The organism is Pseudomonas sp. WS 5010, assembly GCF_012985565.1.
Taxonomy (GTDB): Bacteria; Pseudomonadota; Gammaproteobacteria; order Pseudomonadales; family Pseudomonadaceae; genus Aquipseudomonas.
Map to the genome: position 1 here is coordinate 442,242 of NZ_JAAQWQ010000002.1, position 14,103 is coordinate 456,344.

The 14,103-nt window shown below is 62.4% G+C and carries 8 protein-coding genes; 6 read left to right on the forward strand and 2 right to left on the reverse strand.

The features are described 5' to 3' along the window. Positions 1-159 precede the first annotated feature (159 nt). The 6 genes from HBO11_RS06800 to HBO11_RS06825 all read left to right on the forward strand — a co-directional run bounded on the left by HBO11_RS06800 (position 160) and on the right by HBO11_RS06825 (position 12,289). Entirely contained in the window at positions 160-1,464 is a 1,305-nt protein-coding gene (locus HBO11_RS06800) for an MdtA/MuxA family multidrug efflux RND transporter periplasmic adaptor subunit (RefSeq protein ID WP_169951802.1), read from the forward strand. After that, positions 1,461-4,562 (forward strand): MdtB/MuxB family multidrug efflux RND transporter permease subunit, encoded by a 3,102-nt coding sequence (locus HBO11_RS06805; protein ID WP_169951800.1) that lies wholly within the window; start codon positions 1,461-1,463, stop codon positions 4,560-4,562. The genes HBO11_RS06800 and HBO11_RS06805 overlap by 4 nt, the downstream gene beginning before the upstream one ends. Beyond that, positions 4,559-7,666 (forward strand): efflux RND transporter permease subunit, encoded by a 3,108-nt coding sequence (locus HBO11_RS06810; RefSeq protein ID WP_169951798.1) that lies wholly within the window; start codon positions 4,559-4,561, stop codon positions 7,664-7,666. Before HBO11_RS06805 ends, HBO11_RS06810 begins: the two co-directional genes overlap by 4 nt. Then, on the forward strand, positions 7,663-9,132 hold the full coding sequence (locus tag HBO11_RS06815) for an efflux transporter outer membrane subunit (RefSeq protein WP_169951796.1): 1,470 nt from the start codon (positions 7,663-7,665) through the stop codon (positions 9,130-9,132). The genes HBO11_RS06810 and HBO11_RS06815 overlap by 4 nt, the downstream gene beginning before the upstream one ends. A 241-nt stretch (positions 9,133-9,373) precedes the next feature. After that, positions 9,374-11,455 carry an EAL domain-containing protein gene (locus HBO11_RS06820; protein ID WP_169951794.1) on the forward strand — a complete coding sequence of 694 codons (2,082 nt, stop codon included), beginning with the start codon at positions 9,374-9,376 and terminating at the stop codon, positions 11,453-11,455. Between the two features lie 87 nt (positions 11,456-11,542). Beyond that, complete coding sequence (locus tag HBO11_RS06825; RefSeq protein WP_169951793.1) at positions 11,543-12,289, forward strand: SDR family oxidoreductase; 747 nt, start codon at positions 11,543-11,545, stop codon at positions 12,287-12,289. Between the two features lie 41 nt (positions 12,290-12,330). Here HBO11_RS06825 and HBO11_RS06830 read toward each other — a convergent pair whose 3' ends face one another. After that, the gene (locus HBO11_RS06830; protein ID WP_169951790.1) at positions 12,331-13,476 is read right to left on the reverse strand and encodes a GGDEF domain-containing protein; all 1,146 of its coding nucleotides are present in this window, start codon (positions 13,474-13,476) and stop codon (positions 12,331-12,333) included. A 125-nt stretch (positions 13,477-13,601) separates the two neighbouring features. After that, positions 13,602-14,063 (reverse strand): hypothetical protein, encoded by a 462-nt coding sequence (locus tag HBO11_RS06835; protein ID WP_262380990.1) that lies wholly within the window; start codon positions 14,061-14,063, stop codon positions 13,602-13,604. Positions 14,064-14,103: the final 40 nt, after the last annotated feature.

The window sequence follows — 14,103 nt, forward strand, 5'->3', positions numbered from 1 at the left end:
TTTTTATTTGTGCTTCAGCGGTTTAGCCCAAATTGCTGACATTTCACTTCGAAAAGTAAATGTTTGTAAGCGCGAAGGTAAATAGCCGGTAAAGGCGCTTTTCTAAACGCGCCCCAGTGCTTATCTTTCAGCCTCCCACAGTAGAAGCCCTCGCATCCAATGGTTGATCAATCCATGCAATCGTCCCCCCGTAGTTCCCGCCGCTGGCTGTTTGGCTTGCTCGTCCTGTTGGTTGTTGCCGTGCTGTGCTGGAAGTTCTGGCCGACCGGCGCCGCCCAGAAAGAGGCCCCGGCAGCCCGGACCAGCAAGACGGGGATGATGCGTCCCGGCTTCGGCGGCTCAGGTGCTGCGGTACCCGTGCGTGTCGCGCCCGCGATCACTGGGGATTTCCCGGTGTACTACAAGGCGCTGGGCACTGTGACGGCGCTGAACACCATCAATGTGCGCAGCCGGGTGGGGGGAGAGCTGGTCAAGATCGCCTTTGAAGAGGGGCAGATGGTCAAGGCCGGCGACCTGCTGGCAGAAATCGACCCGCGCAGCTACCAGAACGCCTTGCTCCAGGCCCAGGGCACGCTGCTGCAAAACCAGGCCCAATTGAAGAACGCCCAGGTCGACCTCGAGCGTTATCGCGGCCTGTATGAACAGGACAGTATCGCCAAGCAGACTTTGGACACCGCCGCTGCGCTGGTCCTGCAATACCAGGGCACGGTCAAGACCAACCAGGGCGCGGTGGATGACGCCAAGCTCAACCTGGAATTCACCAAGATCCGCGCACCGATTTCCGGGCGTGTCGGCCTGCGCCAGCTGGACGTCGGCAACCTGGTGGCGGCCAATGACACCACCGCCCTGGCGATCATCACCCAGACCCAGCCGATCAGCGTGGCATTCACCTTGCCGGAGAACAGCCTGCAAACCGTCCTGGCCCGCTACCGCAGCGGCAACAAGCTACCGGTGCAGGCCTGGGACCGTGGCGACCTGCAACTGCAAGCCTCCGGCGTATTGCAGAGCCTGGACAACCAGATCGATGTCGCCACCGGCACCCTGAAATTCAAGGCCCGCTTCGATAACCAGGACCAGGTGCTGTTCCCCAACCAATTCGTCAATGTGCGCCTGTTGGCCGACACCCTGAAAAACGTGGTGCTGGTTCCCTCGGCGGCGATCCAGTTCGGCACCAACGGCACCTTTGTTTATGCCCTGGACGGTGACAAGAAAGTCAAGATCCGCACCTTGGTGATTGGGGAGACCGATGGCCAGAACACCGTGGTCAAGGAAGGCCTGGCCGCAGGCGATCGCGTGGTGCTCGAAGGCACCGACCGCCTGAAGGACGGCACCGACATCGAAGTGGTCAACGACAGCAACCTGGTCCCGACCACCCCAACCGAACATTTGCAGGGCAAACCCGCGGCGAAAGGCGAAGGCAGCCCGGCGGCTGACGCCGGCAAGGCGCAAAAGGCCGGCGCATGAACCTGTCACGGCTGTTCATCCTCAGGCCCGTCGCCACCACCCTGAGCATGCTGGCCATTGTCCTGGCCGGCCTGATTGCCTATCGCCTGATGCCGGTGTCGGCCTTGCCCCAGGTGGATTACCCGACCATCCGTGTCATGACCCTGTACCCCGGCGCCAGCCCGGACGTGATGACCAGCGCGGTCACCGCGCCCCTGGAGCGCCAGTTCGGGCAAATGCCCGGCCTCACGCAGATGGCGTCCACCAGTTCCGGCGGGGCCTCGGTGCTGACCCTGCGCTTTAACCTCGACGTCAATATGGACGTGGCCGAGCAACAGGTGCAGGCGGCGATCAACGCGGCCAGTAACCTGCTGCCCTCGGACCTGCCGGCGCCACCGGTGTACAACAAGGTCAACCCGGCCGATACCCCGGTCCTGACCCTGGCCATCGCCTCCAAGACCATGCTGTTGCCCAAGCTCAACGACCTGGTCGATACGCGCATGGCGCAAAAAATCGCGCAGATCAGTGGCGTGGGCATGGTCAGCATCGCCGGCGGCCAGCGCCAGGCGGTGCGGATCAAGGTCAACCCCGAGGCCCTGGCCGCCAATGGCTTGAACCTGGCGGACGTGCGCAGCCTGATCGCCGCCTCCAACGTCAACCAGCCCAAGGGTAACTTCGACGGCCCGACCCGGGTGTCGATGCTCGATGCCAACGACCAGTTGGTATCGCCCGAGCAGTATGCCGAACTGATCCTGGCCTACAGCAACGGCGCACCGCTGCGCCTTAAAGACGTCGCGCAAATCGTCGATGGCGCAGAAAACGAACGCCTCGCCGCCTGGGCCAATGAAAACCAGGCGGTGCTGCTGAACATCCAGCGCCAGCCGGGGGCCAACGTGATTGAGGTGGTGGACCGGATCAAGGCGCTGCTGCCAAGCATCACCGACAACCTGCCGGCCGGCCTTGACGTGACGGTACTCACCGACCGCACCCAGACCATCCGCGCCTCGGTCACCGATGTGCAGCATGAATTGCTGATCGCCATTGCCCTGGTGGTGATGGTCACGTTCCTGTTCCTGCGCCGTTTCAGCGCCACCATCATCCCGTCGATTGCCGTGCCGTTGTCCCTGGTCGGCACCTTTGGCGTGATGTACCTGGCCGGCTTCTCCATCAATAACCTGACCCTGATGGCCCTGACCATCGCCACCGGGTTTGTGGTGGACGATGCCATCGTGATGCTGGAAAACATCTCCCGCTATATCGAGGAAGGCGAGACGCCGCTGGCCGCCGCGCTCAAGGGCGCCAAGCAGATCGGCTTCACCCTGGTTTCCCTGACGCTGTCGCTGATTGCGGTATTGATCCCGTTGCTGTTCATGGCCGATGTGGTCGGGCGCTTGTTCCGCGAATTTGCCATCACCCTGGCCGTGGCGATCCTGATTTCCCTGGTGGTGTCCCTGACCCTGACGCCAATGATGTGCGCGCGCCTGCTCAAGCGCGAACCCAAGGAAGAAGAACAGGGGCGCTTCTACAAGGCCAGCGGCGCCTGGATCGACTGGCTGGTCGCCGCCTACGGCCGCAAGCTGCAGTGGGTGCTCAAGCACCAGCCACTGACCCTGCTGGTGGCCATCGCCACCCTGGGCCTGACAGTGGTGCTGTACCTGGTAGTGCCCAAGGGTTTCTTCCCGGTGCAGGACACCGGGGTGATCCAGGGTATTTCCGAGGCGCCGCAGTCGATTTCCTTCGCGGCCATGAGCCAGCGCCAGCAGGAACTGGCGAAGATCATCCTCGAAGATCCTGCGGTGGAAAGCCTGTCTTCCTACATTGGCGTCGATGGCGATAACGCCACCCTCAACAGTGGCCGCCTGCTGATCAACCTCAAGCCCCATAAAGAGCGGGACTTGAGCGCTGTCGAGGTGATTGCACGCCTGCAACCGACGCTGGACAAACTGGTAGGCATCCGCCTGTTCATGCAGCCGGTGCAGGACCTGACCATCGAAGACCGTGTCAGCCGCACCCAATACCAGTTCAGCATGTCCTCCCCGGATGCCGAGCTACTGGCCCTGTGGAGCGGCAAGCTGGTGCAGGCCCTGAGCCAGTACCCGGAACTCACCGATGTGGCCAGCGACCTGCAGGACAAAGGCTTGCAGGTGTACATGGTGATCGACCGCGATGCGGCCTCGCGCCTGGGGGTGTCGGTGGCCAATATCACCGACGCGCTGTATGACGCCTTCGGCCAGCGGCAGATTTCCACGATCTACACCCAGGCCAGCCAGTACCGCGTGGTGTTGCAGGCCCAATCCGGCGAAAGCCTGGGGCCGGACGCGCTGAACCAGATCCACGTGAAGACCACCGATGGCGGCCAGGTGCGCCTGTCGAGCCTGGCCCGCATCGAGCAGCGCCAGGCGCAGTTGGCGATTACCCATATCGGCCAGTTCCCGGCGGTGATGATGTCGTTCAACCTGGCACCCGGCGTGGCCCTGGGCAAGGGCGTGGAGCTGATCAACCAGGTACAGAAGGACATCGGCATGCCGGTCGGCGTGCAGACTCAGTTCCAGGGGGCTGCCCAGGCGTTCGAAGCGTCGCTGTCGAGCACCTTGCTGCTGATCCTCGCGGCGGTGGTGACCATGTACATCGTGCTTGGCGTGCTGTACGAGAGCTACATCCACCCGATCACCATCCTCTCGACCTTGCCGTCGGCAGCGGTGGGGGCCCTGTTGGCGCTGCTGCTCACGGGCAATGACCTGGGGATGATTGCGATCATCGGCATCATCCTGCTGATCGGCATCGTGAAAAAGAACGCGATCATGATGATCGACTTCGCCCTCGACGCCGAACGCAACCAGGGCCTGGACCCGCAGACCGCGATCTACCAGGCTGCACTGCTGCGCTTCAGGCCGATCCTGATGACCACCCTCGCGGCATTGTTCGGTGCGGTGCCGTTGATGCTGGCCACCGGCTCCGGCGCCGAGTTGCGCCAGCCCCTGGGCCTGGTGATGGTCGGCGGCTTGCTGCTGAGCCAGATCCTCACGCTGTTTACCACGCCGGTGATCTATCTGTACTTCGACCGCCTTGGCCGTCGCTGGCGCAAGACCCCGGACGCGCTGGAGCCGGTTGAGCCATGAACCTGTCCGGACCTTTTATTCGCCGGCCGGTAGCCACCATGTTGCTGAGCCTGGCGATCATGTTGCTGGGCGGTGTCAGTTTCAGCCTGCTGCCGGTGTCGCCATTGCCGCAGATCGACTTCCCGGTGATTGTGGTCTCTGCCAGCCTGCCTGGCGCCAGCCCGGAAGTGATGGCGTCTACCGTGGCCACGCCGCTGGAGCGCTCATTCGGTGCGATTGCCGGGGTCACCACCCTGAGCAGTTCGTCCAGCCAGGGCTCGACCCGGGTGATCCTGGCATTCGACTCCGACCGCGATATCAACGGCGCGGCGCGAGAAGTGCAGGCCGCGATCAATGCCTCGCGCAACCTGTTGCCCAGCGGCATGCGCAGCATGCCCACCTACCGCAAGATCAACCCGTCCCAGGCACCGATCATGGTGCTGTCGCTGACCTCGGACGTATTGCCCAAGGGCCAGCTCTACGATTTGGCGTCCACCATCCTCTCGCAAAGCCTGTCCCAGGTGCCGGGTGTGGGCGAAGTGCAGATCGGCGGCAGCTCCCTTCCGGCGGTGCGTATCGAACTGGAGCCCAAGGCCCTCGACCAGTACGGCGTGTCCCTGGACGAGGTGCGCGACACCATCGCCAACGCCAACGTACGCAGGCCCAAGGGCTCGGTGGAAGATGGCGAGCGCAACTGGCAGATCCAGGCCAATGACCAACTGGAAAAAGCCAAGGACTATGAGCCGCTGTTGATCCGCTACCAGGACGGCGCGGCGTTGCGCCTCAGTGACGTGGCCAAGATCAGCGACGGCGTGGAAGACCGCTACAACAGTGGTTTCTTCAACAACGACTCGGCGGTATTGCTGGTGATCAACCGCCAGTCCGGCGCCAACATCATCGAGACTGTCAAGCAGATCAAGGCCCAGTTGCCGGCGTTGCAGGCGGTGTTGCCGTCCAGCGTCAAGCTCAACCTGGCCATGGACCGCTCGCCGGTGATTACCGCCACCCTGCATGAAGCGGAAATGACCCTGCTGATTGCCGTGGCCCTGGTGATCCTGGTGGTGTACCTGTTCCTCGGTAACTTCCGGGCCTCGCTGATCCCGACCCTGGCGGTGCCGGTGTCGCTGGTGGGCACCTTTGCGATCATGTACCTGTATGGGTTTTCCCTGAACAACCTGTCGCTGATGGCCCTGATCCTCGCCACCGGCCTGGTGGTGGACGATGCCATCGTGGTGCTGGAGAACATCTCGCGGCATATCGACGACGGCATCGCGCCGATGAAAGCGGCGTACCTGGGAGCCAAGGAGGTCGGCTTCACCCTGTTGTCGATGAACGTGTCGCTGGTGGCGGTGTTCCTGTCGATCCTGTTTATGGGCGGGATTGTCACCAGCCTGTTCCGTGAGTTTTCCATCACCCTGGCGGCGGCGATCATCGTGTCGCTGGTGGTCTCGCTAACCCTGACCCCGATGCTCTGCGCGCGCTGGCTCAAGCCCCATGTCAAAGGCCAGCAGACCGGCTTGCAGCGCTGGAGCCAGAAGGTCAACGACCATATGGTTTCGGGTTATGCCAAAAGCCTCGACTGGGTGCTGCGGCACAAGCGCCTGACCCTGCTCAGCCTGTTCGTCACCATCGGGGTGAATATCGCGCTGTATGTGGTGGTGCCCAAAACCTTCATGCCGCAACAGGACACCGGGCAACTGATCGGTTTTGTGCGCGGCGATGATGGCCTGTCATTCAGTGTCATGCAGCCGAAGATGGAGATCTTCCGCAAAGCCGTGTTGCAAGACCCGGCGGTGGAAAGCGTGGCCGGTTTTATCGGTGGCAGCAACGGTACCAACAACGCGGTGATGCTGGTGCGCCTCAAGCCGATCAAGGAACGCAAGTTGTCGGCCCAGGCGGTGATCGAGCGCCTGCGCAAAACCGTGCCGCTGGTACCCGGCGGCCGCTTGATGCTGATGGCCGACCAGGACCTGCAATTTGGCGGCGGCCGCGACCAGACGTCCTCGCAATATTCCTACATCCTGCAAAGTGGCGACCTGGCCGCCTTGCGCCTGTGGTACCCGAAAGTGGTCGCCGCGCTGCGCGAGCTGCCGGAGCTGACCGCCATCGACGCTCGTGAAGGGCGCGGGGCGCAGCAGGTGACGCTGATTGTCGATCGCGACCAGGCCAAGCGCCTGGGCGTGGACATGAACATGGTCACCTCGGTGCTGAACAACGCCTACAGCCAGCGGCAGATTTCCACCATCTATGACAGCCTCAACCAATATCGGGTGGTGATGGAGGTCAATCCGAAATACGCCCAGGACCCGATCACCCTTAACCAGGTGCAGGTGATTACCGCTGATGGCGCGCGAATTCCACTGTCGACCATCGCCCACTACGAAAACAGCCTGGCCGACGACCGCGTCAGCCACGAGGGGCAATTTGCCTCCGAAGACATCGCCTTCGACATGGCCCCCGGGGTCACGGTAGAGCAGGGCACGGCTGCCATCGAGCGGGCGATCGCCAAGGTCGGCTTACCGGAAGACGTGATCGCCAAGATGGCCGGCACCGCCGACGCCTTTGCCGCCACCCAGAAAAGCCAGCCGTTCATGATCCTCGGCGCGTTGGTGGCGGTGTACCTGGTGCTGGGGATTCTGTATGAGAGCTACATCCACCCACTGACCATTCTCTCGACCCTGCCGTCGGCCGGGGTCGGCGCGCTGTTGTCGATCTACGTGCTGGGCGGCGAGTTCAGCCTGATCTCGCTGCTGGGCCTGTTCTTGCTGATCGGTGTGGTGAAGAAAAACGCGATCCTGATGATCGACCTGGCGCTGCAACTGGAGCGCAAGGAAGGCATGCAGCCCCTGGAATCGATTCGCAGCGCTTGCTTGCTGCGCTTGCGGCCAATCCTGATGACCACCCTGGCGGCGATCCTCGGGGCCTTGCCCTTGTTGCTGAGCACCGCCGAAGGCGCGGAAATGCGCCAGCCCCTGGGCCTGACCATTATCGGCGGCCTGGTCTTCAGCCAGATCCTGACCCTTTACACCACCCCGGTGGTTTACCTCTATCTCGACCGCCTGCGCCACCGTTTCAACGGCTGGCGTGGGGTGCGTACCGATGCTGCCCTGGACACTCCGTTATGACCAACCCAACCCTTTGTAGCGGCCTGCGGTTTTTCGCGAGCAAGCTTGCGCCTACAGTTGTGTGCGCCATGCTCCTTAGCGCCTGTGCCATCGGCCCTGATTACCAACGCCCGCCAGTCGCCGAGCCGGCGCAGTACAAAGAAGCCCAGGGCTGGCGCCAGGCCGCGCCCAGCGATGCCCTGGCCCGTGGCGCCTGGTGGGAGTTGTATGGCGACCCACAACTCAACAGCCTGGTGGACAAGCTCAACAACGCCAACCAGACCGTGGCCCAGGCCGAAGCCCGCTACCGCCAGGCCCAGGCCACCGCCCGCAGTTCCCGTGGCGCATTCTTCCCCACCGTCGACCTGAGCGCCGGGAAAACCCGCGCGAGCCAGGGCACCGGCAGCAGCAATGCGAGCTTGAGCAGCTCCAGCAGCGGTATCCGCGACACCCTCAACACCCAGTTGGGCGTGAGCTGGGAAGCCGATATCTGGGGCAAACTGCGCCGTGGCCTGGAGGCCAGCAACGCCAGCGAGCAAGCTAGCGCCGCTGACCTGGCCGCCATGCGCCTGAGCCAGCAGTCGGAGTTGGTACAGAACTACCTGCAATTGCGGGTCATGGACGAACAGACGCGCTTGCTGCAATCCACCGTCGAGACCTACCAGCGCTCGCTGCAAATGACCCAGAACCAGTACCGCGCCGGCGTGTCCGGCAAGGACGCGGTGGCCCAGGCCCAAACCCAGCTCAAAAGCACCCAGGCCAGCCTGATCGACCTGATCTGGCAGCGTGCGCAGCTGGAAAACGCCATTGCAGTGTTGATCGGCGAAGCGCCGGCCACCTTCAATTTGGCGGTAAGCAAGGACATTCCCGCCTTGCCGCAGATCCCTGCCAACCTGCCATCGCAACTGCTGGAGCGCCGCCCGGACATCGCCTCGGCCGAACGCGCGGTGATCGCCGCCAACGCCAATATCGGCGTGGCGAAAACCGCCTACTACCCGGACCTGACCCTGAGCCTGGCCGGTGGTTATTCCAGCAGCACTTACGCCGATTGGATCAGCCTGCCGAACCGTTTCTGGTCGGTGGGGCCGAAACTGGCGATGACCCTGTTCGACGGCGGGCAGCGCTCGGCCGAAGTCGACCGCGCCGAAGCGTCCTACGACGAAACCGTGGCCAAGTATCGCCAGACCGTGCTCGACGGTTTCCGCGAGGTGGAAAACTACATGGTCCAGCTTAAGGTCCTGGAAGATGAGGCGGGCGTGAGCAACGAAGCCCTGGAGTCGGCACGCGAATCCCTGCGCCTGACCCAGAACCAGTACAAGGCGGGCCTGATTGCCTACCTGGATGTGGTAAACGTCCAGGCCACGGCATTGAGCAACGAACGCACCGTGCTGACCTTGCTGCAGACCCGCCTGGTGGCCAGTGTGCAGCTGATCGCAGCGCTGGGCGGCGGCTGGGATGGCCAGTTGGAGCCGCAAGAGAAACCCTGACCCTGTAGGCGATGGTCGTCAACGATAACGGATGAACAGCTGATAAACCCTCAGGTGTTATTACTGACGCCATCGCGGGCAAGCCCGCCCCCACAGGGCGTAGTTTTGCCCCCCCCTAGGCCATACATTTTCAGTAATGGCCTTGTGACAATATTCCACCTGTACAAGAATTATTCTCGCTACAATCTGCGACTTTTCCACGGCATGGACGCCGTTCGTATCGTCAGCCACGAGAAGTCCCATGCTTACCGGCAGTTATTCCCCCGCACTGGTCCTGATCTCCCTGTTAGTGGCGATCCTCGCTTCCTATACTGCCCTGGACCTGAGCGGCCGTATCGCCACGGCCAAAGGTCGGACCGTGTACCTGTGGATGACCGGCGGCGCCCTGGCCATGGGGATTGGTGTGTGGTCGATGCATTTTATCGGAATGCTGGCGTTTCGCCTGCCCATTACCCTGGGCTACGACATCGGCATAACGGCGCTGTCGCTGTTGATCGCCGTCCTGTCCAGTGGCTTCGCCCTGTGGCTGGTCAACCAACCGCGCCTGCCGGCCTGGCAACTGGGCTTTGGCGCCCTGATCATGGGCGCGGGTATCAGCACCATGCACTACACCGGCATGGCCGCCTTGCGCATGATGCCGGGGATCGACTACGACCCAACCCTGTTCGGCGTCTCGCTGCTGATCGCCGTCGGCGCTTCGGCGGCCGCCTTGTGGATTGCCTTCAACCTGCGGCGCAACACCCCCTATGTGCGCCTGGCACGGGGCGGGGCGGCGGTGGTAATGGGCGTGGCCATTGTCGGCATGCATTACACCGGCATGGCGGCGGCACGTTTTGCCGATGGCAGTTTCTGCGGGGCGGCGGTGGACGGCCTGAGCGGTAGCGGCCTGGATAATCTGGTGCTGGTGACCACCCTGGCAGTGCTGGCCATCGCCCTGTTGACCTCGTTGCTTGACGCCCGCCTGGAGGCGCGCACCGCGATATTGGCCGACTCCCTGACCCTGGCCAACCAGGAACTCACCCACCTGGCCCTGCACGACACACTCACCGGCCTGCCCAACCGCACGCTGCTGGCCGATCGCATTCAGCAGGCCACGCAACTGGTGGCGGAGCAGGGCGGCTGTTTTGCCCTGATGTTTATCGACCTGGACGGTTTCAAGCCAGTCAACGATGCCTTTGGCCACCATCTGGGCGACCAGTTGTTGCGCGAGGTGGGCCTGCGCCTGCGGGAAGACTTGCGCAGCCAGGACACCCTGGCGCGGATCGGCGGCGATGAGTTCGTGCTGCTGGTGCAATTGAGCCAACCCGACGATGCGCTGCGCCTGGCCGAGCGCCAGGTGGGGCTGATCAACCAATCGTTCCGGGTGGCCGAGCATGACTTGAACATCTCCGCCAGCGTCGGCATTGCCCTGTTTCCTGGAAACGGCGCAACCCCCCAGGAACTGTTGATGAATGCCGATGCGGCGATGTATCACGCCAAGAGCATGGGCAAGAACGGCTACAGCTTTTTCGATATGTCGATGAACACCAACGCGCGCCGCCAACTGCAACTGTTGCAGGATCTGCGCAATGCGGTGGAAAAACAGCAACTGCGCCTGTTTTACCAACCCAAGTTCGACGCGCTCAGCGGCCGCGCCATCGGGGCCGAGGCCCTGTTGCGCTGGGAACACCCGCAACATGGGCTGTTGCTGCCGGACAAGTTCATCGAACTTGCGGAAAAGACCGGGGTGATCATCGCCATCGGCGACTGGGTGCTCAACGAAGCGTGCCGGCAAATGCAGGTGTGGTTTGCCCAGGGTTATCGTGACTGGCGCATCGCGGTCAACCTGTCGGCCCTGCAGTTCTGCCATGCGGGGTTGGTCGCCAGTGTGGCCAACGCCCTGCAACGCCACCAGTTGCCGGCCAATAGCCTGACCCTGGAAATCACCGAAACCACGGCCATGAGCGATGCCGATGCCAGCATGACGGTGTTGCAGCAGCTCTCGGAGATGGGCGTGGACCTGTCCATCGACGACTTTGGTACCGGCTACTCGAGCCTGATGTACCTCAAGCGCCTGCCGGCCAACGAGCTGAAAATCGACCGCGGTTTTGTGCGGGACCTGGAGCATGACAGTGACGATGCGGCCATCGTCTCGGCCATTGTCGCCCTGGGCCAGGCCCTCGGCCTGCGCATCGTCGCCGAAGGAGTGGAGACCGATGTGCAGCAGACCTTCCTCACGCGCCTGGGCTGCGACTCGTTGCAAGGCTACCACCTGGGCCACCCGCTGCCGCCGGATACCTTCATGAGCGCGATCGAGGCCAAGGAACGGCTCACCCGACCCTGAGATCAATTGACCCCGGTCCATGCAAAACCTGGCAGGCACAGGTATTCTTGGATCCAACAGCTCACGTTGAATGGGGAGTCAGCACACATGGACAAAGTCGTCATCATTACCGGCGGCAGTCGTGGGATCGGGGCCGCCACGGCCTTGTTGGCGGCCCGGCAGGGCTATCGCATCTGCATCAACTTCCAATCCGATGAACAAGCCGCGCTGGGCGTGCTGGAGCAGGTGCGCGCCTTGGGCGCCCAGGCCATTGCGGTGCGCGCCGACGTGAGCATCGAAGACGAAGTGATCAGTCTGTTCAATCGCGTCGACGCCGAGCTGGGTCGTGTCACCGCGCTGGTCAACAACGCCGGCACGGTGGGGCATAAGTCGCGGGTCGAGGAGATGTCCGAGTTCCGCATCCTGAAAACCCTCAGGACCAATGTGCTGGGGCCGATCCTGTGTGCCAAGCATGCGCTGCTGCGCATGTCGCCCAAGCATGGCGGGCAGGGCGGTAGCATCGTCAATGTCTCGTCGGTAGCCTCGCGCATTGGTGCCCCCGGCGAGTATGTCGACTACGCAGCGTCCAAGGGTGCGCTGGACAGCTTCACCATTGGCCTGTCCAAGGAAGTGGCGGGCGAGGGGATTCGGGTCAATGCGGTACGCCCTGGCTACATCTTCACCGACTTCCATGCCTTGAGCGGCGATCCGGATCGGGTCAGCAAGCTTGAATCGGGAATTCCCATGGCCCGTGGCGGGCGCCCGGATGAAGTGGCGGAAGCGATTGTCTGGCTGCTGTCGGACAAGGCGTCCTATGCCACCGGGACCTTTATTGACCTTGGCGGCGGCCGCTAACCGACGCCGTTGTTGGCAGGACGCCTCTGGCAAGCGGGGCGTCAATGCACCAGCCGCAACGTATTGCGTCCCAGGCCCTTGGCCTCGTACAGCGCGGCATCGGCCCTGGCAAGCAGGCTGGCGGTGGTATCAGCGTGCTCTGGCACTACACAACAAACCCCGATACTGATGCGCAGTTCAATGCTTGCCCCCCCAAAATGCGCCGGCGCCTCGGCCAGGGAGGCGCGCAGTTGATCGAGGACACTGATGGCTCCTTCGGGACTGGTGCCTGGCAGCAATAGCAAAAACTCCTCGCCGCCATACCGACCAATACTGTCGGAATGCCGAAGGCGCTGGGTCAGATGGCAGACACAGTGGCGAATCATCTCATCACCGGCCAGATGCCCATATACATCGTTGATCTGTTTGAAGTGATCTATGTCGACCATCGCCACCGCCAGGTAGGCATTGCCCAGGCGCGCACGTTCCAGTTCGGTGGAAAACTGCTCAAGGATGGCGCGACGATTGAGAATACCCGTCAGCACATCGCGCTGGGCCAGATGCTGAAGCAGTGACTCGCTGCGTTCTTTGGCCAGTAGCACCAACCCCAGAGAAATCATCATTGCGGTGAACGTGCCGATGCTGACCGAGATGGTTTGCTTGAGGTTGCTGACGTCATAACGCATCTGGGCAGCACCTCCGCCGAGCACAGCCACCACGCGCATGCCCAAGCCAATCAGGCTGATGCTCGAACCAATGATCAGCAACATCCTTGCACGGCCATGGGCCGGGATGTAGCGGCGCGTCCAGTGGATGATCAACGCGCACTGCACCATCAAAACCAGCGTGGCAGCGAGCATGCGCGGTTCCAGGGTTTCGATCAGGCTTGCCATCAGCACCAGCATCAACCCAGCGGGGGCGAATACCCGCCACCAGGGCACTGGCAGCTCAACGATGCGAAATAAACTCGCCCCATAAAAAGCCAGCGCCACCGCCAACAATGTATTGGCGGCACCGTAGGTAAACCACAATGGGGCATGCCCGTAGGAGCTGTAGCCAATGTAGGCCAAGGCATGGGCCAACAAACCGACGCCAATGGTGAGCAAGCCATCACGCTGGTTGAACTGGCCGACCAGAATCAGACAAAACGCCATGATCGTCGCCACTAACGCGACACAGGCAAAAAGCGTGGGGGTATGAGCGACCATGGAATCTCACACAGCGTTTCTAGAAGTGACTCTGTGCGCAAGTCTAGCTGAGCTGGCCGGCTGCCACTATGCGTTTGTCTCTGAAGTGCGCAAGTCCCGGCCAGCGCCTCAATAGCGGGCCACCCTTAGAAGGAGTGCAACACCGGGTAGCCTTTGCGGGCAAACTGGTCCAGGCGGTCAGCCTCCGAGTTGGGCAGGATGACCACACCCAAGTCGGAAAAACCGTCGATCTTGCCGTTGCGCTCCTCGCTGCCTTTGAGCTTGCACTCGTCCAGGTTGTCGATAAAGCGCAGCACCTTGTCCAGATCATAGGCTGCATTGGCGCGCGCATCCGGGTCGGGATTGGCGTGCGTCCAGTCACCCACGTGCCGTTTGAGGTCAAGCTCCAGTTGCCAGCGGTCGTTCCCCTCGAGGTAGCACCTGAGCACCGAACTCTGTTCAATAATCCTCTCTGCCGAGCGGTGATCCCCGGCAGGGCGTCCCATTGGCGCAGTCAATTGGCGAACTTCGCGCTGCTCTGCGACACGCATGTAATGGGGCGGGATGGGCAGTGGAAAAGAAAAAAATGGCAGTAGGGTATTTTTCATGGCGCCTCTGTTCTTCAGGAAAAAGAGGCTGATCCTAAAC

Excerpts from the sequence above, each read along its gene's own strand:
- HBO11_RS06800 (WP_169951802.1), top strand. The coding sequence starts at position 160 with ATGGTTGATCAATCCATGCAATCGTCCCCCCGTAGTTCCCGCCGCTGG.
- HBO11_RS06805 (WP_169951800.1), top strand. The coding sequence starts at position 1,461 with ATGAACCTGTCACGGCTGTTCATCCTCAGGCCCGTCGCCACCACCCTG.
- HBO11_RS06810 (WP_169951798.1), top strand. The coding sequence starts at position 4,559 with ATGAACCTGTCCGGACCTTTTATTCGCCGGCCGGTAGCCACCATGTTG.
- HBO11_RS06815 (WP_169951796.1), top strand. The coding sequence starts at position 7,663 with ATGACCAACCCAACCCTTTGTAGCGGCCTGCGGTTTTTCGCGAGCAAG.
- HBO11_RS06820 (WP_169951794.1), top strand. The coding sequence starts at position 9,374 with ATGCTTACCGGCAGTTATTCCCCCGCACTGGTCCTGATCTCCCTGTTA.
- HBO11_RS06825 (WP_169951793.1), top strand. The coding sequence starts at position 11,543 with ATGGACAAAGTCGTCATCATTACCGGCGGCAGTCGTGGGATCGGGGCC.
- HBO11_RS06830 (WP_169951790.1), bottom strand. The coding sequence starts at position 13,476 with ATGGTCGCTCATACCCCCACGCTTTTTGCCTGTGTCGCGTTAGTGGCG.
- HBO11_RS06835 (WP_262380990.1), bottom strand. The coding sequence starts at position 14,063 with ATGAAAAATACCCTACTGCCATTTTTTTCTTTTCCACTGCCCATCCCG.